19 protein-coding genes are annotated in these 20,931 nt (G+C 59.8%); 6 read left to right on the top strand and 13 right to left on the bottom strand.

Annotated features, from left to right (window positions below):
* Positions 1 to 25 precede the first annotated feature (25 nt).
* On the bottom strand, positions 26 to 607 hold the full coding sequence (locus tag WG78_RS10630) for a DUF308 domain-containing protein (protein ID WP_053937798.1): 582 nt from the start codon (positions 605 to 607) through the stop codon (positions 26 to 28).
* A gap of 257 nt (positions 608 to 864) precedes the next feature.
* Between WG78_RS10630 and WG78_RS10625 the strand changes: the two genes are divergently transcribed.
* Positions 865 to 1,509 (top strand): TetR/AcrR family transcriptional regulator, encoded by a 645-nt coding sequence (locus WG78_RS10625; protein ID WP_201782415.1) that lies wholly within the window; start codon positions 865 to 867, stop codon positions 1,507 to 1,509.
* Positions 1,510 to 1,556: 47 nt separating this feature from the next.
* Here WG78_RS10625 and WG78_RS10620 read toward each other — a convergent pair whose 3' ends face one another.
* The 9 genes from WG78_RS10620 to rimP all read right to left on the bottom strand — a co-directional run bounded on the left by WG78_RS10620 (position 1,557) and on the right by rimP (position 12,336).
* Positions 1,557 to 1,889: a DUF2325 domain-containing protein gene (locus WG78_RS10620; RefSeq protein ID WP_053937796.1), complete on the bottom strand. Its 333-nt coding sequence runs from the start codon at positions 1,887 to 1,889 to the stop codon at positions 1,557 to 1,559.
* 183 nt (positions 1,890 to 2,072) lie between these two features.
* Positions 2,073 to 3,053 (bottom strand): NAD(P)H-quinone oxidoreductase, encoded by a 981-nt coding sequence (locus tag WG78_RS10615; RefSeq protein ID WP_236692017.1) that lies wholly within the window; start codon positions 3,051 to 3,053, stop codon positions 2,073 to 2,075.
* A 94-nt stretch (positions 3,054 to 3,147) separates the two neighbouring features.
* On the bottom strand, positions 3,148 to 5,289 hold the full coding sequence (gene pnp, locus WG78_RS10610) for a polyribonucleotide nucleotidyltransferase (protein WP_053937795.1): 2,142 nt from the start codon (positions 5,287 to 5,289) through the stop codon (positions 3,148 to 3,150).
* Between the two features lie 337 nt (positions 5,290 to 5,626).
* A complete protein-coding gene (rpsO, locus tag WG78_RS10605; protein WP_053937794.1) occupies positions 5,627 to 5,896 on the bottom strand; it encodes a 30S ribosomal protein S15 in 270 nt (89 codons plus the stop codon).
* A gap of 126 nt (positions 5,897 to 6,022) precedes the next feature.
* The gene (gene truB / locus WG78_RS10600; RefSeq protein WP_053937793.1) at positions 6,023 to 6,937 is read right to left on the bottom strand and encodes a tRNA pseudouridine(55) synthase TruB; all 915 of its coding nucleotides are present in this window, start codon (positions 6,935 to 6,937) and stop codon (positions 6,023 to 6,025) included.
* Between the two features lie 9 nt (positions 6,938 to 6,946).
* A complete protein-coding gene (gene rbfA, locus WG78_RS10595; protein WP_053937792.1) occupies positions 6,947 to 7,378 on the bottom strand; it encodes a 30S ribosome-binding factor RbfA in 432 nt (143 codons plus the stop codon).
* 131 nt (positions 7,379 to 7,509) lie between these two features.
* Positions 7,510 to 10,299: a translation initiation factor IF-2 gene (infB, locus tag WG78_RS10590; RefSeq protein ID WP_053937791.1), complete on the bottom strand. Its 2,790-nt coding sequence runs from the start codon at positions 10,297 to 10,299 to the stop codon at positions 7,510 to 7,512.
* Positions 10,300 to 10,314: 15 nt separating this feature from the next.
* Positions 10,315 to 11,787, bottom strand: coding sequence for a transcription termination factor NusA (nusA, locus tag WG78_RS10585; protein WP_053937790.1), 1,473 nt, complete (start codon positions 11,785 to 11,787; stop codon positions 10,315 to 10,317).
* A 120-nt stretch (positions 11,788 to 11,907) separates the two neighbouring features.
* Positions 11,908 to 12,336 carry a ribosome maturation factor RimP gene (rimP, locus tag WG78_RS10580; RefSeq protein ID WP_053937958.1) on the bottom strand — a complete coding sequence of 143 codons (429 nt, stop codon included), beginning with the start codon at positions 12,334 to 12,336 and terminating at the stop codon, positions 11,908 to 11,910.
* A 545-nt stretch (positions 12,337 to 12,881) separates the two neighbouring features.
* Here rimP and fadD point away from each other — a divergent pair.
* The 4 genes from fadD to dapE all read left to right on the top strand — a co-directional run bounded on the left by fadD (position 12,882) and on the right by dapE (position 17,500).
* The gene (fadD, locus tag WG78_RS10575) at positions 12,882 to 14,546 is read left to right on the top strand and encodes a long-chain-fatty-acid--CoA ligase FadD (RefSeq protein WP_053937789.1); all 1,665 of its coding nucleotides are present in this window, start codon (positions 12,882 to 12,884) and stop codon (positions 14,544 to 14,546) included.
* A gap of 70 nt (positions 14,547 to 14,616) precedes the next feature.
* Complete coding sequence (locus WG78_RS10570) at positions 14,617 to 15,780, top strand: PilT/PilU family type 4a pilus ATPase (RefSeq protein WP_373278981.1); 1,164 nt, start codon at positions 14,617 to 14,619, stop codon at positions 15,778 to 15,780.
* Positions 15,781 to 15,848: 68 nt separating this feature from the next.
* Positions 15,849 to 16,196 (top strand): ArsC family reductase, encoded by a 348-nt coding sequence (locus tag WG78_RS10565; RefSeq protein WP_053937788.1) that lies wholly within the window; start codon positions 15,849 to 15,851, stop codon positions 16,194 to 16,196.
* A gap of 158 nt (positions 16,197 to 16,354) precedes the next feature.
* Entirely contained in the window at positions 16,355 to 17,500 is a 1,146-nt protein-coding gene (gene dapE, locus WG78_RS10560; RefSeq protein ID WP_053937787.1) for a succinyl-diaminopimelate desuccinylase, read from the top strand.
* A gap of 14 nt (positions 17,501 to 17,514) precedes the next feature.
* On the opposite strand, the gene tilS is transcribed toward dapE, so the two are convergent.
* The 3 genes from tilS to fliW form a co-directional block, all read right to left on the bottom strand.
* A complete protein-coding gene (gene tilS / locus WG78_RS10555; RefSeq protein ID WP_083458916.1) occupies positions 17,515 to 18,891 on the bottom strand; it encodes a tRNA lysidine(34) synthetase TilS in 1,377 nt (458 codons plus the stop codon).
* On the bottom strand, positions 18,860 to 19,828 hold the full coding sequence (locus WG78_RS10550) for an acetyl-CoA carboxylase carboxyltransferase subunit alpha (RefSeq protein WP_053937785.1): 969 nt from the start codon (positions 19,826 to 19,828) through the stop codon (positions 18,860 to 18,862). Before WG78_RS10550 ends, tilS begins: the two co-directional genes overlap by 32 nt.
* A 195-nt stretch (positions 19,829 to 20,023) precedes the next feature.
* Positions 20,024 to 20,449 carry a flagellar assembly protein FliW gene (fliW, locus tag WG78_RS10545; RefSeq protein WP_053937784.1) on the bottom strand — a complete coding sequence of 142 codons (426 nt, stop codon included), beginning with the start codon at positions 20,447 to 20,449 and terminating at the stop codon, positions 20,024 to 20,026.
* 170 nt (positions 20,450 to 20,619) lie between these two features.
* Between fliW and flgM the strand changes: the two genes are divergently transcribed.
* Complete coding sequence (gene flgM / locus WG78_RS10540; protein ID WP_053937783.1) at positions 20,620 to 20,922, top strand: flagellar biosynthesis anti-sigma factor FlgM; 303 nt, start codon at positions 20,620 to 20,622, stop codon at positions 20,920 to 20,922.
* Positions 20,923 to 20,931 lie beyond the last annotated feature (9 nt).

Here is a 20,931-nt window from a genome sequence, read left to right as displayed (position 1 = left end):
CCACGGCCTTACGTGGCGGAAGCGCTCAGCCCACCAGCGCCGTGCGTTGGCGGCTGTTTTTGACGGTAAGCCAGATCGCCGAGACCAGGAAGTAAAACGCGCCAAAACCTGCATACGGCGCCACCGTGGTGACATCCAGCGGCATACCGCTATGCGCCTGATGGAACATAAAGCCGCCTGCGAGGGCGGATTGCGCCCCGCTAAGGATCATCGGCCATTGTCCGCTTGCGGTTTTCCAGCGCCGTACCCCGGTCGCCAACTGCAGCAATCCCGAAAAGATCGCCCACGCGCCAAATACCGAGATCACGGTCGGCATACCGACACTAAGGCCCCAGCACACCGCCAGCGCGATCACCACGCTGACCACAAAGTTGAATTTCTGCGACGGGTTGACGCCCAGACCGCCGCTGGTGCGCGCATCCAGATAGTTGGCCAGCGCGTCCCACGCCGGATATGCAACCAGCAGCACCGCGCCGACGGCGGGGTTTTGCTTACCGACGAGGACTGCGAGCGCGATCCAGACGATCGAAACGCCGGTGCGCAAAAAGTAATAGGTCTGCAGCCAGCGGTCGAGTGAGCGTTCCGGCGTGGTGGTGAGCGTTTGCATGCTTGTTCTCCAAAGTTGGGCCATCGCGTGAACGATGGTTATCTATCAGTAGGTAGGTACGAAAGTCGCACTGCGCCTGGCTGGCGCGTGGCGACAATTCGGGCTTGAAACATCAATCAGGCATTTTGGTGACGCGAAAGACGGTCGCCATCTGCAGTTTTTATTGAATTGAGCGCATGCTAGTCTACTAGTTGGTAGACTGCAAGAGGCCGTCTGGCGGAACGATATCGCTCAACGACAAGACGCCGAGCGCCGCTTTGATCATTTACCTACCAACTGGTAGAATCGTTGCCCTTCCAATCCGGATTATTTATGCCATGTATGCAGAGCTTTCCCCCAAAGCCGCCGAAATCGTGACCTTGACTCGGTCATTGCTGGAGGCGGGTGGGTACAACAGCTTTAGCTATGCGGATATTTCGGCGCGCGTGCAAATCAGCAAGGCGAGCATCCACTACCATTTTCCGACCAAGGCGGAACTGGTGCGTGAGGTGGTGGCGCGCTATCGCGCCGAGGCGCGCGAGGGACTGGCGATGCTGGACCGGCAGCTGGCCGATCCGGCGGCGGCGTTGCAGGCCTATGTGGGCTATTGGACCAACTGCATCGAGAAGGGAACGTCCTCGTTCTGCATCTGCGCCATGCTGGCGGCGGAGCTGCCCAGCGTTCCCGCCGAGGTGGCGGCTGAGGTGCAGGGGCACTTTGAGGATCTGGGCGCCTGGCTGGCATCCATCCTGGAAGGGGGCGTGGCCAGGGGCCAGTTTCAACTGGAAAGCAGCGCGCCGATCGAGGCACGGTTTTTCATGTCTGCGGTGTATGGCGCGATGCTGGCTGCGCGCGGTCTGGCTGACCCGCGCAGTTTCGAAGCGCTGGTCGCCGTGGCGATCAAGCGTTTGACGCGCGCCTGAGCCGGCTGACGCGTGCCGCGCCGCCCTGCCCCCGCGCGCGGCGATGATTAATGCTTGCGGCCGTTGGCGGTCGCCGCCGGGCAGGTCTCACATTGCTTGGTACACACCTTGTCCAGACTCTGCGACAACGCACACACCGAGCGACGACACGCCACAAAGCGGATGTTTTCTTCGTGCGCCATCTCGCGGTAGTGGCGCATCACGTTGTGGCCCAGAAAATCGGTAAACAGGATGATCAGGTCCACGCCTTTCAGGCTGGCGGGTTTACGTTGATGCGATGCGTTGCGGCCTGACACGTGTTTATGGATGGCAATGCCATATTGATTAAGCACGTCCGGGATATTGCCGAGGGTGTCTGCGCCGACGAGGTAGGCTTGCATTGTGGCTCTCCATGGTTTGCATCAAAAAGCCACGCCTTGCGCAGCGGATGGAGAGCATCTTATTTTAAATGAGAACCGTTATCAATACGATCTACGCAGATTTTTTACCAGCGGCTTGCAGAACTTTTTGCCCCGGGAAAGTACCTGCCACCCGCAAACGCCGCAGTGGCAGGCTTGGGTAGGTCAGGACCAGACCAGCACCACCTTGCCGCGATTGCCGCCGTCCGCCACGTGCTGATGCGCTTGCGCCACGTCCTCTGCCGCAAAAGTCTTATCGATGGTCACGCGCAAACTGCCCGCGTCCAGACCCGGTAATACATGCTCGCGTAATCCACGCACGATGCGCGCTTTGGCTTCGATCGGCTGCGAGCGCAGCGTGCTGCCACGCACGGTTTGGCGTTTAACCAGCAACTGGCCCATATTCGCCTGCGCCATCGGGCCGCGCAGCATGCCGATCACGATGATCTGGCCGTCGGCGTTCAGGCAGGCTTGATTACGCGGCAGATAGTCGCCACCGACAGTATCGAGAATCAGATCGACGCCGCCCTGCTGTTTCAGTACGTTTTCAAATTCTTGCTCGTGATAGTCAATGGCCAGATCCGCGCCCAGATCGCGGCAGTAGGCGCATTTATCCCGCCCCCCGGCGGTGACGGCCACCCACGCGCCGTAGCTTTTGCACAGCTGGATGCCCGCGCTGCCGATGCCGCTGGCGCCAGCATGGATCAGCACGCGTTGGCCTTGGCGCAACTGGCCCAACTCCACCAGGTTAAACCATACCGTCATCCAGGTTTCCGGCAGGCTGGCGGCGTCGATGTCGGTCAGATGTTCCGGCGTGGGTAAGGCCAGCCGCGCATCCAGCAAGGCATATTCGGCATAGCCACCGCCACCTATCAGACCAAACACGCGCTGGCCGACACTAAAACCTTCAACCGCGCTGCCCACGCTTTCGACCACGCCAGAGATTTCCATACCCATGATCAGCGATTCGCCCGGTGGCGGCGGATAGTTGCCCTCGCGCTGGGCCAGATCGGCGCGGTTGATGCCGCTGGCGGCCACTTTCACCAGCAACTGGTGCGCGGCGGGTTCGGGGCGCTCCACCTGGGTAATCTGCAGCGTGTCGACGCCACCGGGTTGGTTTTGGGTAACCGCGCGCATCTGGGGCATGGCAATAACTCCGTTCTGGTTTGAGTGTGGCTTTGAATGCAAAAAGGCCACGGAATTCCGTGGCCTTTACATTACAACTGACTGCGACTAACGCTTAGCCTTCGGACGGTACGTCGGCCACTTGCTGGGCAGCAGTGGCTTCGTCGTTCAGCACGGCCTTGATCGACAGGCGCACGCGGCCCTTGTCGTCTTGCTCCAGTGCCTTCACGCGTACCACCTGGCCTTCTTTCAGGTAGTCCGACACGTTCTTGATGCGTTCGTTGGCGATCTGGCTGATGTGCACCAGACCATCGCGGCCCGGCATGATCGACACGATGGCGCCGACGTTGTTGTCCAGAATCTTGACGACCGGGCCTTCGTAGATCTTGCCGATTTCCACTTCAGCGGTAATTTCGCTGATGCGGCGTTTGGCTTCGTCAGCACCTTCCGAAGATACGGACGCGATGGTGATCGTGCCGTCTTCCTGGATGTCGATTTGCGTACCGGTTTCTTCGGTCAGCGCGCGGATCACCGAACCACCCTTGCCGATCACGTCACGGATTTTTTCCGGATTGATCTTCATGGTGTACAGACGCGGAGCGTGTGCGCTGACTTCTTCGCGCGCGCCGCCCACTTCGTTCTTCATGATGCCGAGGATGTGCAGACGGCCAGCTTGGGCCTGGTCCAGCGCAACCTTCATGATTTCCTTGGTGATGCCGTCGATCTTGATGTCCATCTGCAGTGCGGTGACGCCTGCATCAGTACCGGCAACCTTGAAGTCCATGTCGCCGAGGTGATCTTCGTCGCCCAGGATGTCGGTCAGCACCGCAAAGCGGTTGCCTTCCTTGATCAGGCCCATGGCGATACCGGCCACGTGGTTCTTCAGCGGCACGCCAGCGTCCATCAGTGCCAGGCAACCGCCACACACCGAGGCCATCGAGGACGAACCGTTGGATTCGGTGATTTCCGAAACCACGCGCATCGAGTAGGCAAAGTCTTCCGGGCTCGGCAGCACGGCGATCAGCGCGCGCTTGGCCAGACGGCCGTGGCCGATTTCGCGGCGCTTGGGCGTGCCCACGCGGCCGGTTTCACCGGTGGAGTACGGCGGGAAGTTGTAATGCAGCATAAAGCGGTCGGTGTATTCGCCGGCCAGCGCATCAATCTTTTGCTCGTCCAGCTTGGTGCCGAGCGTAGCCACCACCAGACCCTGGGTTTCGCCACGGGTAAACAGCGCCGAACCGTGGGTACGCGGCAGCACGCTGGTGCGCACGGTAATCGGACGCACGGTGCGGGTGTCGCGGCCGTCGATACGCGGGTAACCGTCCAGAATCTGGTTACGCACGATCTTCGCTTCCATGTCATGGAAAATGCCGCGGATCTTGTTGGCTTGCAGCGTATCGGTGTCTTCGTTGATCAGGGCGGTTTTCACCAGATCCCAGGCTTCGTTGAGCTTGACGGTACGCGCTTGCTTTTGCGGGATGCGGAAGGCTTGCGCGATGGCTTCGCCAGCGATTTGCTTGATCTGGCCTTCGAGCGCTTCGTCACGGACGGGCTCGTTCCAGTCAAACAGTTCGGGATTCACTTCATCGGCCAGCGCGTTGATGGCGGCGATGGCTTTCTGCATTTCGTCGTGGCCAAACACCACGGCGCCCAGCATCACTTCTTCCGACAGCTCTTTGGCTTCGGATTCAACCATCAGCACGGCTTTTTCGGTACCGGCGACGACCAGGTCGAGTTCGCTGGTGGCCAGCTCTTCTTTGGTCGGGTTCAGCAGGTACTGGCCGTTGGCGTAACCGACGCGCGCGGCGCCGATCGGGCCCTGGAACGGCACGCCGGAAATCGCCAGCGCAGCGGATGCGCCGATCATGGCGGGGATATCGGAATCAATTTGCGGATCCAGCGACACCACGGTGGCAATGATCTGGATTTCGTTGAAGAAGCCTTCCGGGAACAGCGGACGGATCGGACGATCGATCAGGCGGCTGGTCAGGATTTCTTTTTCCGAAGGACGGCCTTCGCGCTTGAAGAAGCCACCCGGGATTTTACCAGCGGCGTAAGTACGTTCTTGATAATCAACGGTCAGGGGGAAGAAATCCTGGCCGGGTTTGACGCCGCGCGCAGCCACAACGGTGACCAGCACAACGGTATCGTCCATGGAAACCAGAACCGCACCGGAGGCCTGGCGAGCGATTTCGCCCGTTTCCAGCGTCACGGTATGGCGGCCGTATTGGAAAGATTTCGAGATTTTATTGAACACGGATTGCTATCCTTTTCAGTAATGCGCTTTTCGGCCACAAGCGCGTGCGATTGCCGCTGCGGTCAGGCCGGGAGACAGAAGCCGACGCGTTGTGTTCGACGCCGTTCGGAATCCATCCGGGACAAGGGGGCGCGTGGCGCCAGTTTCATGACCCTGTCCATGACCGCCAGTTCCAGCACAGTCCAACACCACTCCTCGCCGCCGGAACTGCAATTTGACGAGGGAGGGCTAAAAACACGATGAGCACCAGACAGGGATGTCAGGTGCTCGATGCGATTGCTTTTCAGCGTACTGAAAAACAAAAAAGTCGCAGTTTTCACTGCGACTTCTTATGAGATTACTTACGCAGACCCAGCTTGGCGATCAGTTCGCGGTAGCTTTCGACGTTGGTGCGCTTGAGGTAATCCAGCAGGCGACGACGGCGGGAAACCATCTTCAGCAGGCCGCGGCGGGAGTGGTGATCCTTGGCGTTGGCTTTGAAGTGGGGGGTCAGATCGTTGATGCGGGCGGTCAACAGGGCCACCTGAACTTCAGGGCTGCCGGTGTCGCCAGCGGCGCGTTGGAACTGGCCGACGATTTCGGCTTTTTGCGTAACAGATACAGTCATTTGGAACTCCGATTCCGATTAAATCAGTCTGGACATCAATACGATGTCGTTCGACTGGACAAGCAAGGCAGAGCTTTCATCGCACCCCGCGCCTTGCTCCATTTACCAGCGTCATCCCCAGCGGGTTTAGCCAGGGATTGCCAGCAGACGTTTGGGCCGCAGCACATCATCGGATGCCACTTCGCCCAAACCGATGAACGCGCCATTATGCCCATTTGCCAACGTGCCGTAAAGCCGCAAACCGCTCGCGGAGGCAGGCCATGCGCCACTACGCGCAACGCTCATGCCGTGCAGCATGCGCTCGGTTTCGGCGGCATCCAGCGTAATGGCCGGCAGGTCTTGCAACAGCGTATCGGGCTGCAGCAACAAGGCTTCGCGCGCGGGCATGTCCATTTCGATCAGCTCGTCCAGCGTCACCGCTTCCGCTAGATTGAAACCGGCGGTCTGGGTACGGCGCAAACCGGCCAGATAGGCACCGCAACCCAAGGTGCGGCCAATGTCGTCGGCCAGCGTGCGGATGTAAGTGCCCTTGCTGCAGGCCACGTCGATCACCAGCACATCGGCCTCGAAACTGACGATATCGATCTGATAAATCGTGACGTGGCGAATCTTGCGCTCGATTTCGATGCCTTCGCGCGCGTATTCATACAGCGCTTTGCCTTCGAACTTGAGCGCAGAGTGCATCGGCGGGATTTGTTCGATGGGGCCGGTGTATTGCTGCAGCACCGCTTCGATCTGCGCGCGGTCGCACGTCACCGCGCCGCTGCGGCTAATGCCGCCCTCGCCATCCAGCGTGGTCGATACCTGGCCTAACTGGATGGTGGCGCGATAGCCTTTGTCGGCATCCAGCATGCGCTGCGCAAACTTGGTGGCCTCACCAAAACACAGCGGCAACAGGCCGGTGGCGAAAGGATCAAGTACGCCGGTGTGGCCCGCTTTCTCGGCCTGAAACAACCAGCGCACTTTTTGCAGAATGTTATTGCTGGACCAGCCAAACGGCTTGTCCAGCAGCAAAACACCGTCGATTTTACGTTTTGCCATGCGCCCGGCTTAGCCTTCTTGCTTCGGTTCGGCGTCGGCGTCGTGGTCTCCTGCCGCGGCTTCGTCGTCATCCAGCGGGGCCGAGGTGCTGACCGCTTGCTGGATCAGGCTGTCCAGCGCCATGCCGCGCTCTACCGAGTGATCGTATTCAAAATGCAACTCCGGCATCTTGAACAGCGAAATACCGCGCGCCAGCTGGCTGCGGATAAAGCCTTTGGCGGCTTCCAGCTTTTCGGCAATCGACTTGGCGTCTTCCGGCGTGCCGAGGAAGGTGTAGAAGATTTTGGCGTGCGAATAATCGCGCGTCACTTCGACGTCGGTAATGGTGATCAGCGATGCTTTGGGATGATCCAGCTCAGCGCGGATCAGCTCGGCGGTATCGCGCTGCAATTGCTGCGCCACGCGGTCCGAGCGCGAAAAATGTTTTGCTTGTTTAGCCATGATGGGGTCTACCCGCCGCGCTCGAGGTGATGCGCAGCCTGCCAGAATGCAAAAAGGCGCAGAACCGGTCTGGTCCTGCGCCGCCGGTGTCCCGGCCGACCACCACCTCGTGGCGGCCGGGATACCTGGTATTACAGCGTACGTGCCACTTCGACGATTTCGAACACTTCCAGCTGATCGCCTTCCTGGATGTCGTTGTAGTTCTTGAGTTGCAAGCCGCACTCGTAGCCGGCCTTGACCTCTTTAACGTCATCCTTGAAGCGCTTGAGCGTTTCGAGCTCGCCCTGATGCACCACCACGTTGTTACGCAGCAGGCGCACGCCGGCACCGCGTTTAACTGTACCGTCAAGCACATAACAACCGGCAATCGAACCGACCTTCGAAATCACGAAGACCTGGCGGATTTCGACCAGACCGATGATCTGTTCGCGTTTTTCCGGTGCCAGCATGCCCGACAGCGCCGCCTTCACATCGTCCACAACGTCATAAATGATGTTGTAGTAACGGATGTCGACGCCTTCAGCCTCGGCCAGCTTGCGTGCGGCTGCATCGGCGCGGACGTTGAAGCCCACCACGACGGCCTTCGAAGCCAGTGCCAGGTTGATGTCCGATTCGCTGATACCACCCACGCCCGAGTGCAGGATCTGCACACGCACTTCGGAAGTGGACAGCTTGAGCAGCGAGCTGGACAGCGCTTCCAGCGAACCCTGCACATCGCTCTTGATGACGATCGGCAGGTTTTGCACTTCGCCTTCGGCCATCTGCGCGAACATGTTTTCGAGCTTGGTGGCTTGTTGCTTGGCAAACTTGACGTCGCGGAACTTGCCTTGACGGAACAGCGCGATTTCGCGCGCTTTCTTTTCGTCGCCCAGCACCATGGCGTCTTCACCGGCGCTCGGCACTTCGGACAAGCCCAGAATTTCGACCGGAATCGACGGGCCAGCTTCGTTGATCTGCTTGCCGTTTTCATCAAGCATGGCGCGGATACGGCCATACACACCACCCGCCAGCAGCACGTCGCCCTTCTTCAGGGTACCGCTCTGCACCAGCATGGTGGCCACAGCGCCGCGGCCTTTATCCAGACGCGCTTCGATGATGATGCCCTTGGCAGGCGCATCGATCGGGGCGGTCAGTTCCAGCACTTCGGCTTGCAGCAGGATCGCGTCGAGCAGTTCGTCGATGCCCGTGCCTTGTTTGGCCGAGACTTCGATGAACTGGGTATCGCCACCCCAGTCTTCAGGCACCACCTCTTGCGCCACCAGTTCCTGGCGGATGCGCTCGGGGTTTGCGCCTTGCTTGTCGATCTTGTTGACTGCAACCACGATCGGAACACCGGCCGCTTTGGCGTGGTGGACCGCTTCAATGGTTTGCGGCATTACGCCGTCATCGGCTGCAACCACCAGCACCACGATATCGGTGGCCGAGGCGCCGCGAGCACGCATGGCGGTAAACGCCTCGTGGCCCGGGGTATCCAGGAAGGTAATGACGCCCTTCTCGGTCTCGACGTGGTATGCGCCAATGTGCTGCGTAATGCCACCGGCTTCGCCCGCCGCCACTTTGGCGCGACGGATGTAATCCAGCAGCGAGGTCTTGCCGTGATCAACGTGACCCATCACGGTAACGACCGGTGCGCGCGGCAGTACTTCGTGCTCGCCCGCCTTGCTGTCGTCGCCCAGATAGATTTCCGGATCGTCATGCTTGGCAGCCACCGGCGCATGGCCCATTTCTTCCACCACGATCATGGCGGTTTCCTGGTCCAGCACCTGGTTGATGGTCACCATCATGCCCATCTTCATCAGGGCCTTGACCACTTCAACGCCCTTGACGGCCATCTTGTGCGCCAGATCGGCCACGCTGATGGTTTCGGGCACGTCAACCGTACGGCTGATCGGCTCGGTCGGCGCCTGGAAGGCGTGAGCGTTGTTGTCTTGTTGTTGCTTGTTGCGACCGCCGGACTTGCGCGATTTCCAGTCATTGCCGCCAGCGTCGCCGCCTTTGGTACGCAGACCTTTCTTGCCACCGCGCTTGTCGTCTTCCCACGCGCCCTTCTCTGCTTTCTTCTTGTCAGCAGGCTTGGCGGCGGGCGCCGGTGCCGGAGCGGCCGCTTTGGCCGGTTCCGGCGCGCGCAGCGGTTCGTTACGCGGCTTGCGCAGTTCCACACGCATACCAATACGCGGACGGCCACCGTCGTGCTCGGAAGCACCGGCGGACGCCGGGGCCGGAGCAGGTGCGGCAGCGCGAACCGGGGCTGGCGCAGGCGCTGGCGTCGGCGCAGCGGCTTGCGCCACCGGTGCCGGAGCAGCCACAGGCGTTGGCGCCGGTGCGGCCGCTTCAGCCACTGCAACGGCCGGAGCCGGTGCAGCCACCACCGCTTGTTCGGCTACAGCCGGCGCGGCAACGGTTTCGGCCACAGCCACGGCGTCGTCTTTACGGACGCCGCCATCGCGATTGTGCTTGGCTTGCATCTCAGCGGCCTGACGCGCAAACAGTTCGTTCTGGCGGCGTGCTTCTTGCTCACGCGCGGCCAGTTCGGATTCGTTCACGATGGGCGCACCGTTGCTACCGGCGTTGCTGTTGCTGGCCGCACCCGAGTAAACCTCGGCGCGTTCCGGCGCAGCGCCGCCTTCAGGCGTCACCACCACACGCTTCTTGCGCACTTCAACCTGAATGGTCTTGGCTTTGCCGGTTGCGTCGGTCTTGCGGATTTCAGTTGTTTCTTTACGCGTCAGCGTGATCTTGGGCTTGTCAGCGCCAGCACCATGCTTGCGTTGCAAGTGGTCCAGCAGACGCGTCTTGTCCTCGGCCGTCACCGAATCGGATTCGTTGTGCTTGACCACACCTGCCGCGCGCAATTGCTCCAGCAGCTCTTGCGGCGGCATCTTCAGTTCTGCCGCGAATTGACTGACTTTCAGTTCACTCATGCATTTCCTCCCGCCTTATGCGAACCAATGCTCGCGGGCCTTCATAATCAGCTGTTTGGCATCGTCTTCACCGATGCCGGTCATTTCTACCAGCTCGTCGACGGCCAGTTCTGCCAGGTCGTCACGGGTGTGGATGTCATGCTCAGCCAGTTTGGTTGCCAGTTCGGCCGACATGCCTTGCAGATCGCGCAGGTCTTCCGATTGGTGTTCCAGTTTTTCTTCGCGGGCAATGGCTTGCGTCAGCAGCGCATCGCGGGCACGGGCACGCAACTCGTTCACGGTGTCTTCGTCAAACGCCTCGATCTCGAGCATTTCGTTCAGCGGCACATAGGCCACTTCTTCCAGCGTGTTGAAACCTTCCTGCACCAGCACGTCGGCTACATCTTCGTCTACGTCCAGTGCCTTGACGAACAGCTCGCGCACTTTCGAGAACTCGGCTTCGTGTTTCACTTCAGCTTCGTTCACGGTCATGATGTTGAGCTTCCAGCCGGTCAGCTCGGACGCCAGTTTGACGTTCTGGCCGCCGCGGCCGATGGCCATGGCCAGGTTGTCTTCGTCAACAATCACATCCATCGCGTGGCTTTCTTCGTCCACCACAATCGAGCTCACGTCAGCCGGGCTCAGCGCGCCAATCACAAACTGCGCCGGATCGGCCGACCACAACACGATATCAACCCGCTCGCCAGCCAGTTCGTTGGTGACCGCGTTGACGCGGGTACCACGCACACCAATACATGTGCCTTGCGGATCAACACGCGAGTCGTTGGACTTGACCGCGATCTTGGCGCGCATACCGGGGTCACGCGCCACACCTTTCAGTTCGATCAGGTTGTTCTCGATTTCCGGAACTTCCATCTCAAACAGTTTTTCCATGAACTGCGGCGCAATCCGGCTTAGCACCAGTTGCGGGCCGCGGCCCATACGATCAATGCGCAGCAGGAAAGCGCGCACGCGGTCACCCACGCGCAGGTTTTCTTTCGGGATCATCTGGTCGCGCGGCAGGATGGCCTCGAGCTTGCCCAGTTCGATGATCGCGCTACCGCGCTCAATACGCTTGATGCTGCCCGACACGATATGCTCGCGACGTTGCAGGAAATCGTTCAGGTTCTGTTCGCGCTCAGCGTCGCGAATCTTTTGCAGGATGACCTGCTTGGCGGTTTGTGCGCCAATGCGGCCAAACTCGATCGGCTCAAGTTCTTCTTCCCACGTATCGCCCAGTTGCAGCGCCTTGTCGTACTCAGGCGCATCGGTAATGGCGATCTGACGCGACGGTTCTTCGTGGTCATTGTCTTCAACCACCGTCCACACGCGGAAGCTGCGGTAATCGCCGGTATCGCGATCAATGGCAACGCGGACATCCACTTCGTCGTCGTAACGCTTTTTGGTTGCAGACGCGAGCGCCAGCTCCAGCGCGGTGAACACGACGTCCTTCTCTACATTTTTTTCGCGTGCCAGCGCGTCGACCAGCAGCAGAATTTCACGGCTCATTGTCTAATATCCCTCGGCAAAAACCCGGCCAGCTGTAATGCTTTCTTGTATTTACCCGGGTACACGGGCGACGCCCGCATTCATCCCGAAAACCATCTGTTGCCGCGCTCTGTCTCTCAATCAGAATTGCGGTTCCAGGCGTACCTTGTCGATGTGCGCCTGCTCGATCGTCAGGCGCTCACCGTCTACGTCTACCACTACCTTGTTGTCTTCCAGGCCCACCAGCTTGCCGACAAAGCGCTTACGCTTGTCCGGCAACGGCATGCGCATCTTGACGCGCACCAGTTCACCCGCAAAACGGGCGAAATCGGCGGGCGTCTTGATGGCGCGATCAAGACCGGGGGACGACACTTCAAGGCGGTCGTAGCCGATGTTTTCCACCATGAACAAGCGCGTCAAATGGTTGCTGACCGTGGCGCAATCTTCCACGGTGATGCCACCTGGCTTGTCGATGAACAAGCGCACCAGACCGTTCTGGCCCAGTTCGAGATCGACCACCTCGTAACCCAGGCCCGGGACTGTCGCTTCAACCACGCTTTGCAGGTTCACTGCCATAAAAGTGCAAAATCCTTTTCGCAAACAAAAAATGGGCTGCTACAACAGCGCCCATTTCAAGCACTCCCTTGTTGTTGCGGCACGTGCGACGCCGTTTGGGCGCCAGAACGTAAAACACACCGCTAGGGGATAGACCGGATTCTATCAGAAACAAGACTTTGGCGAAACTCTGGCTTGCAGTTGCGCAAGCAAGTCGCGGTTTTACGTTACGAATATTGAGACCCGGTCGTAATGATCCCGCTGACGACCAAGCCGCGCGCCAAGGCAAATGCAGGCGCGCGCCATGCACCAGATTGACGCCCGCAGGCAGGCGTTACGATGGCCCGGCGGGCGCTTTGCGCCATGTACTTGATCGCACAAGGAAATACCCATAACCCGCCGCCCACCCTGTCTCGACGATGTCATGGCCCATTGCTGCAGCTTTGTGCACAGCGCGTCACACCAGGGCAGGCTTACCTTGTGACCCGCGCATTACATCACTAGAGTTACGCGCTATTGAAGTCGGGGCTCCACGTAGAGCCCTGCATTAAGGAGAGAGCATGGAGCGCCCCTGGTTTGCCAGCTACCCCGCTGGCGTGCCGCATGAAATCAACCCGGCCGAATTTACTTCGATTCCGGATGTGATGAAGCAGACCGTCGCCAGATATGCCGACCGCGACGCATTTATCAATATGGGCAAGGCGATCACGTATCAAGAGCTCGACCAGCTCTCGACCGCGTTTGCCGCCTATCTGCAGCAAACGCTGCGCCTAAGCCGCGGCGCGCGCGTGGGCATCATGATGCCCAACCTGCTGCAATATCCGGTGGCGCTGTTCGGCATCCTGAAAGCTGGCATGGTGGTGGTCAACATCAATCCGCTGTACACCCCGCGCGAACTGGAACACCAACTGAAAGATTCCGGCGCCGAGGCCATCGTCATTGTCGCCAACTTCGCCCATACGCTGGACAAGTGCATCGGCAAGACGGCGGTCAAGCACGTGATCGTCAGCCAGATTGGCGACATGCTTGATTTCCCCAAGCGCCAGCTGGTCAACGCCGTCATCAAGTACATCAAGAAGATGGTGCCGGCCTACAACCTGCCCGGCGCAGTCAGCTTTAACCATGCCCTGGCGGACGGCCGCGCGCAGACGCTCGCGCCGGTAAACCTGACGCTGGACGATCTGGCCTTTCTGCAATACACCGGCGGCACCACCGGTGTGGCCAAAGGCGCGATGCTGACCCACCGCAATATCGTCGCCAACATGCAGCAAGCGCATGCATGGATCGGTGGCGTCGTGGCCGACGGCCGCGAACTGATCGTGACGGCCTTGCCGCTGTATCACATCTTCTCGCTGACCGCGAACGGCATGATCTTTACCAAGATCGGCGCCACCAACCTGTTGATTACCAACCCGCGCGATATTCCAGGCTTTATCAAGGAGCTGGGCAAATATCCGGTGACGGCCATTACCGGCGTTAACACGCTGTTTAATGCACTGGTCAATCATCCGGACTTTTTGAAACTTGATTTCAGTAGCTGGAAACTGACACTTGGCGGCGGTATGGCGGTGCAGCAGCCCGTCGCCGACAAGTGGAAAAAAGTCACTGGCGTCACGCTGGTAGAGGCCTATGGCCTGACCGAAACGTCGCCTGCGGCCATGATCAACCCGATGACGCTGCGAGAATACAATGGCATGATCGGCTTGCCGGTGCCGTCCACCGACGCGCAGATTCGCGGCGAAGACGGCAGCGTGCAGCCCCCGGGCAGCGCGGGCGAATTGTTTATCAAAGGCCCGCAAGTGATGAAGGGTTACTGGCAACGCGCCGACGAGACCGCCAAGGTCATCGGCGCTGACGGTTACCTGGCCACCGGTGATGTGGCGATCATGTCGCCAACCGGCTTTTTCCGCATTGCCGATCGCAAGAAAGACATGGTTCTGGTGTCGGGCTTCAACGTGTATCCCAACGAAGTGGAAGACGTGGTGGCACGCCATCCGGGTGTACTGGAAGTGGCCTGCGTGGGCGTGCCGGACGATAAATCCGGTGAAGCGGTAAAGATTTTTGTGGTCCGCAAAGACCCGACGTTGACTGAAGCCGCGCTGATTGCCTATTGCCGCGAGCAGTTGACCAACTACAAAGTGCCGCGCAAGGTTGAATTCCGCGACGCCTTGCCCAAGTCGAATGTGGGCAAGATTCTGCGGCGTGAATTGCGCGATCATCAATAACGGCCGGGGCTGCAATCGCACCGGTTGCAGCCCTGTTTATCGCTGAATGGGCTCACACCTTCAGCGGGAGATGAATGCCGTGAATCTGATGCCCTTTTTCAAGCTGATGGCCGAGCGCCAGGCTTCCGATCTGTTTCTGTCCGCCAACTCCCCCATCACTATCAAGATCCAGGGCGTGTGCTACCCGGTCAACAACCAGGTGCTGGGCCCGGACCATGTCAAACAGCTGATTTATCAGATTCTGACGCCGCAGCGCATTGCGCGCTTTGAAGAAGACCTTGAGCTCAACTTCGGCATGGCGCTGGAAGGCCTTGGCAATCTGCGTATCAACGTGTTTAAAAGCCGCGGCCACGTCGCCATGGTGGCGCGTTTTATCAAGCAGAAAGCCGCCACACTCGAAGAGTTGCGCGTGCCCACGCTGCTGAAAGATCTGGTGATGGAAAAGCGCGGCATCATTCTGGTGGTGGGCGCCACGGGCAGCGGCAAATCGTCCACCGTATCGGCCATGCTGGACCACCGCAACGAAAACCATCCCGGCCACATCCTGACGCTGGAAGACCCGATCGAGTTTTTGTACACGCACAAAAAGAGCCTGGTCAATCAGCGCGAAGTGGGCGTTGATACCCATAGCTATGGCGACGCGCTCAAAAACGCGATGCGCGAAGCGCCCGATGTGCTGATGATCGGCGAAGTACGTGACCGCGAAACCATGACGTACGCCATCCAGTACGCGCAGGCCGGCCACCTTTGTATTACCACCCTGCACGCCAACAACAGTTATCATTCGCTCTCGCGCATCGTGAACTTCTTCCCGCAAGAAGCACGCGAAAGCTTGCTGTACGACATGTCCACCGCGCTGCGCGCCATCGTGTCGCAGCGGCTGGTGCGCAACAAGGCGGGCAAGCTGGTGCCCGCAGTTGAAATCATGCTGAACACGCCGCGCATTGCCGAGCTGATCCGCACTGGCGCCCTGTCCGATATCAAGGATGCGATGGAGCAAACGCTGTCCGAAGGTTCACAAACCTTTGAACAAGCGCTGTACCGGCTGTATCGTTCGGGCGAAGTCGAGCTGGACGAAGCGCTGCGTAATGCCGATTCGGCCACCAACCTGTCGTGGATGGTGAACAACGCGCAGTCGATTGAAGAGCAGGAACAACAACCGGCAGCCGCGCCCACGCGCCAGACCAGCGCCCCGGCCCCCGATAATCTGGATTTTGATATCTCGCTGCATTAAGCGTCGCAGACATCGCCAGACACCGGGCCGCATATTGCGGCCCTTTTTTATATGAAGAGAACATCACCATGAAGCTGTACGGCATCCCCAATTGCGACACCGTTAAAAAGGCGCGCACCTGGCTAACCGGGCAAGGCCATGAATACGACTGGCACGATTTCAAGAAAGAAGGCGTGGATGCCGCGCTGCTGCAAAGCTGGGTCAACGCGATCGGCTGGGAGCCGTTGCTCAATCGCCAGGGCACCACATGGCGCAAGCTGGACGACGCCACCCAAGCGGGCGTAACCGATGCCGCCAGCGCCATCGCCGTAATGCAAGCCAACCCGTCGGTGATCAAACGCCCGGTGCTGGATCGCGACGGCAAGATCAGCGTGGGCTTCAAACCCGAGCAATACCAGACCTTATTTGCAGATTGATCCAGGGAAGGGCCTGGCGTCCCCGTCCAGCCCCACCACCCATGCCATCAAGCAATGCCAATGACGCGAGTTATGCCGCGTATATTTGCCGCCGTTAGCCAACGCCCTTGAATGGTGGGTCCAGACCCACCCTATTTAGACACCCGCAGGAAACCACCATGCCCGACCCCACCGCCGCCGACCCGACACTCGAACTCACCCAGCAACTGATGCGCCAGGCGTCCGTGACGCCCGATGATGCCAATTGCCAGAAAATGATGGCCGATCGCCTTAGCCAGTTGGGTTTTCATATCGAGCCCATGCGTTTTGGCGACGTTGATAACCTGTGGGCGCGTCGCGGTACGTCAGGCCCGGTGCTGGTGTTTGCGGGACACACCGATGTAGTGCCCACCGGCCCGCTAGAGCGCTGGCATTCCGATCCGTTTGCGCCGGCCATTCGCGATGGCCATCTGTTCGGCCGCGGCGCAGCCGACATGAAAGCCTCGCTGGCCGCGTTCATCACTGCCACCGAAGCGTTTGTGGCCGATCACCCCAACCACAAGGGGTCGATTGCGTTTCTGATTACGTCGGACGAAGAAGGCCCGGCAAAAGACGGCACGGTCAAAGTGATTGAAGCGCTGACCGAGCGCGGCGAAACACTGGATTACTGCATCGTGGGCGAGCCCACCAGCTCCGAACAATTTGGCGACATGATCAAGAATGGCCGCCGCGGCTCGTTGTCCGGACATCTGACTGTGCATGGCGTGCAAGGTCATATCGCCTATCCGCACCTGGCGCGCAATCCCATCCACATGCTGGCACCGGCGCTGGCTGAGCTGACCGAAACCGAGTGGGACCACGGCAACGAATACTTTCCGCCAACCACCTGGCAAGTCTCCAACATGCACAGCGGCACCGGCGCCACCAATGTCATTCCGGGCACGGTGGAAGTACTGTTCAACTTCCGCTTCTCCACCGAGAACACCGCCGATACGCTGAAAGAAAAGCTGGAAGGCATCCTGCAGCGCCATGGCGTTGAATACGATCTGGAATGGTCGCTATCGGGCGAGCCGTATCTGACGGGTACTGGCGATCTGGTCGACGCGATGCAAGCGGCCATTGAAGAAGAAACCGGCGTCCGCCCGGTGCTGTCGACCACGGGCGGCACCTCCGACGGCCGCTTTATCGCCAAGCATTGTGCGCAGGTGATCGAATTTGGCCCGCTGAATGCCACCATCCACAAGCTGAATGAATGCGTGGCGGTGGACCATCTGCCCAAGCTGTCGGGCGTGTATCGCCGCGCGCTGGAAAAGCTGATCGCCTAAGCGGCGGATGCTTATTAGCGCGAAATCGCCGGGCCGGGTTGCCACAACGGCAACCAGCCCGGCTCATCCGCCGCCGCCACAAAGCGGTGATCGACGCCCAAACCGCTAAACGCAGCGAGTTGGTCATCGATATAGATGCCAGGCCTGCCCGCGCGCACCCAAGGCGGCATGCCACGCGACTGTGCCAGAGTCTTCAGTTGCTGGGCGGGGCCATCTGCGCGCAAACGCAAACGCGCACTACCCTGCCAGGCGCGCACTTCATAGCCACGCTCCAACCAGTGCAATGCGATGCCCTGCCCGCTTGCTTGTTGCTGCCACGCCAACATGCCCTGCCAGTAGGGGACGGTTTGTGCCGCAACCCCTTGCAACGCCACATTGGGGCCGGGCTCCACCACGGCTGGCGTGATCCACAAGCGCGTGCGATAGCGGCGCACCGCCTCCTGCCGCCAGACCAGCGCCGGTTGCGCATCGCCTGCAGCATCGCTCATCACACGCCACAGCTCATCAAACGCCCGTGTATCCAGCACCAGGCCGGATTGCGCCAACCAGTAGCGCAACGCATGTTTCAGCCGCAATGGCGACAATGGCGTGGCCAGTTCAAATGCGCCATCTTGCACACACCGCGCCAGATCCTCAGCGGCCAGCTCATCCAGCAACTGGCTCGCTTCGCCCAGATGGCGCGCGCTGCGGGCCATGGCCGCATCGACATCGCCAAACTGGGCGCGCAAGGGCGGCAGCACCTGATGGCGCAAGGCGTTGCGCTCGTAATCTGTAGAGAGATTGCTTTCGTCTTCAATCCAGGCCAACTGGTTGGCCTCGGCGTAACGCAGCAAGGCGGCACGTGGGGTATCGAGCAGCGGCCGCACCAACGTCGCCGTACTGCTCAAGGGGCGCGCAAACGGCATTGATGCAAGCCCGTTAACGCCACTGCCGCGCAGCAAGCTCAGCAATATGGTTTCAGCCTGATCATCACGATGATGGCCCACCGCAAAGATTTGCGCGGGTTGGCGCAGGAAAGCGGCATAGCGCGCATTGCGCGCTGCGGCCTCCACGCCCAGCTCGGCGCGGCCAGCGAGGCTGATGCGCTCCACGGCGCAATGCACGCCCAGGCGGGCGGCATAATCAACGGCAAACGCCGCCCATGCATCGGCATGCGGCGACAAACCGTGATGCACATGCACCGCACTTAAACGTAAAGGGATCGTGCCGGAAGCGGCTTGCGCGCAACGCGCGAGCAAATGCAACAACACCACCGAATCGACGCCGCCCGAAAGGCCGACGCATACGGTGGTGCTGGGATCAAGCAATGGCGCCAGTCGCTGCCACACGGTCTGCAGCAACTGTGCGCTGACGTCATGCTCAGGCGACGTCGACTTCCTTGAATTTGCCATAGGCCATCAGGCGCTCGTAGCGCGCTTCCAGCAACTGGTCGATGGTTTTGTCCTGCAACGGCTTCAGCGCATCGGCCAAGGCTTTTTTCAGCGACACCATCATTTGTTGCGGGTTGCGGTGCGCACCGCCCACGGGCTCGGTCACAATCTTGTCGATCAGACCCAAGGTTTTAAGACGTGCCGAAGTAATGCCCATCGCTTCGGCGGCTTCGGGCGCTTTTTCGGCCGTCTTCCACAAAATCGAGGCACAACCTTCCGGCGAGATCACCGAATAGGTGGCGTATTGCAGCATCAGCACCGCGTCGCCCACGGCAATCGCCAGCGCACCGCCCGAACCGCCCTCGCCGATCACGGTGGTGATCACGGGCACGCGCAATTGCGCCAGTTCAAACAGGTTGCGGCCGATGGCCTCGGACTGGCCACGTTCTTCCGCGCCAATCCCAGGGTACGCGCCCGGGGTATCCACAAAAGTCAGTACCGGCAGGTTAAAGCGTTCGGCCAGCTTCATCAGGCGCAGGGCCTTGCGATAGCCTTCCGGACGCGGCATGCCAAAGTTGCGATATTGGCGGTCTTTGGTATCGCGGCCTTTTTGATGGCCGATGACCACCACGCTCTGGCCGTTAAAACGCGCCAGGCCGCCCACAATGGCGGCGTCGTCGGCATAAGCGCGATCACCGTGCAGCTCTTCAAAGCCGGTAAACAGGCCTTTGACGTAATCCAGCGTATAGGGGCGCTGCGGATGGCGCGCCACCTGGGCGATCTGCTGCGGCGTGATCTTGCTATAGATGCTCTTGGTCAGCTCCTGGCTCTTTTTTTCCAGGTGGCCGATTTCTACCGAGATGTCCACCGCCGAGTCATCCTGCACAAAGCGCAGTTCCTCGATCTTGTTTTCGAGTTCGGCGATGGGTTGTTCAAAATCCAGAAAAGTGGTCTTCATGCTGCTCTTTGTTCCCCGAGAAGCCGCCAGGGGTTGGGTCTTCCGATTCGTCGTACACCGCAGCAAACCAAGGGTTTGCGGCGCGCTCTGCCGGCCTTGCGGTCATAGCCGGACGAAAAAATGTGGCAACTATACAGCAAGGTTTGCCCCGCCCCAAGCGACTGCGCCCGGCGGCTTACAACCGGGCTCCAACGCTTAATTGCGGAAAACGATATCGGCGCGCAAGCCGGTTTTCTGAAAACCGCGCCGGGCGGCCACATTAAGAATAACCGGCGCGAAGGTATTGGCGGCAATGGCGCCATCCAGCCCGTTGTGCGTATTGCGGCGCGACAGGATCAATAACAGTTGCACGTCTTCCTGGCGTTCCAGCTGCAACAAAGCGACTTCTTCGTCGGTCAATACAATCTGATAATCCAGCCCGAGGTCTGACGCGGGCACTACGCTTAGCGCCACGCTGGTGTCATCCAGCGATTGCAACCAGCGCACGGTGGGATTGGGTTTGTCTTCGTGCAGCAGCACAAAGCGGGTAAAGGTCTCAAAACCGGGCAGGCCCAGCGGAAAGGTCAGCTCATTGGCCGGGTCGATATCGACTTCGCCAAAACGGGTGTTCAGATGCGTCATAAGGTCTCCCTGACTAGATGACAAACCGGCGGTAACGCCGGCAATACCGTTGGTAAAACGGCATAAGCTGCTGATCGCTAAAGTTTCTGTGCAAGCTGCCGATAGTTGGCATAATAGTGCAATTGTTCCGCCCGCTGCCCCGCACTGGCGCGGAGTTTGAAAGGTATATCATGAAAATCGACCAGACCGGAAAAGTCTCACTGCAGACCCCGACGCGTTCGACTGATCGCACCGCCACCCCGGCTACTCAAACCGACGCGGGCGAAGTCAGCAGCGCGCGGGATGACAGCGTGACGATCAATCCTGCCGCAGCTCAGCTCGGTCAGGTTGATCAAGCCAATGACACCAGCGTGTTTGATAGCGATCGCGTGGCGCAGTTGCGTCAGGCCATTGCCGACGGCAAGTTCACTGTGCGCAGTGATGCTATCGCCGACAAGCTGATTGATAGCGTTAAACAGCTGCTTAGCCAATAAGGCCCGACG

The organism is Amantichitinum ursilacus (genome assembly GCF_001294205.1).
Taxonomy (GTDB): domain Bacteria; phylum Pseudomonadota; class Gammaproteobacteria; order Burkholderiales; family Chitinibacteraceae; genus Amantichitinum; species Amantichitinum ursilacus.
This window is presented reverse-complemented; position numbering and strand designations above follow the sequence as displayed.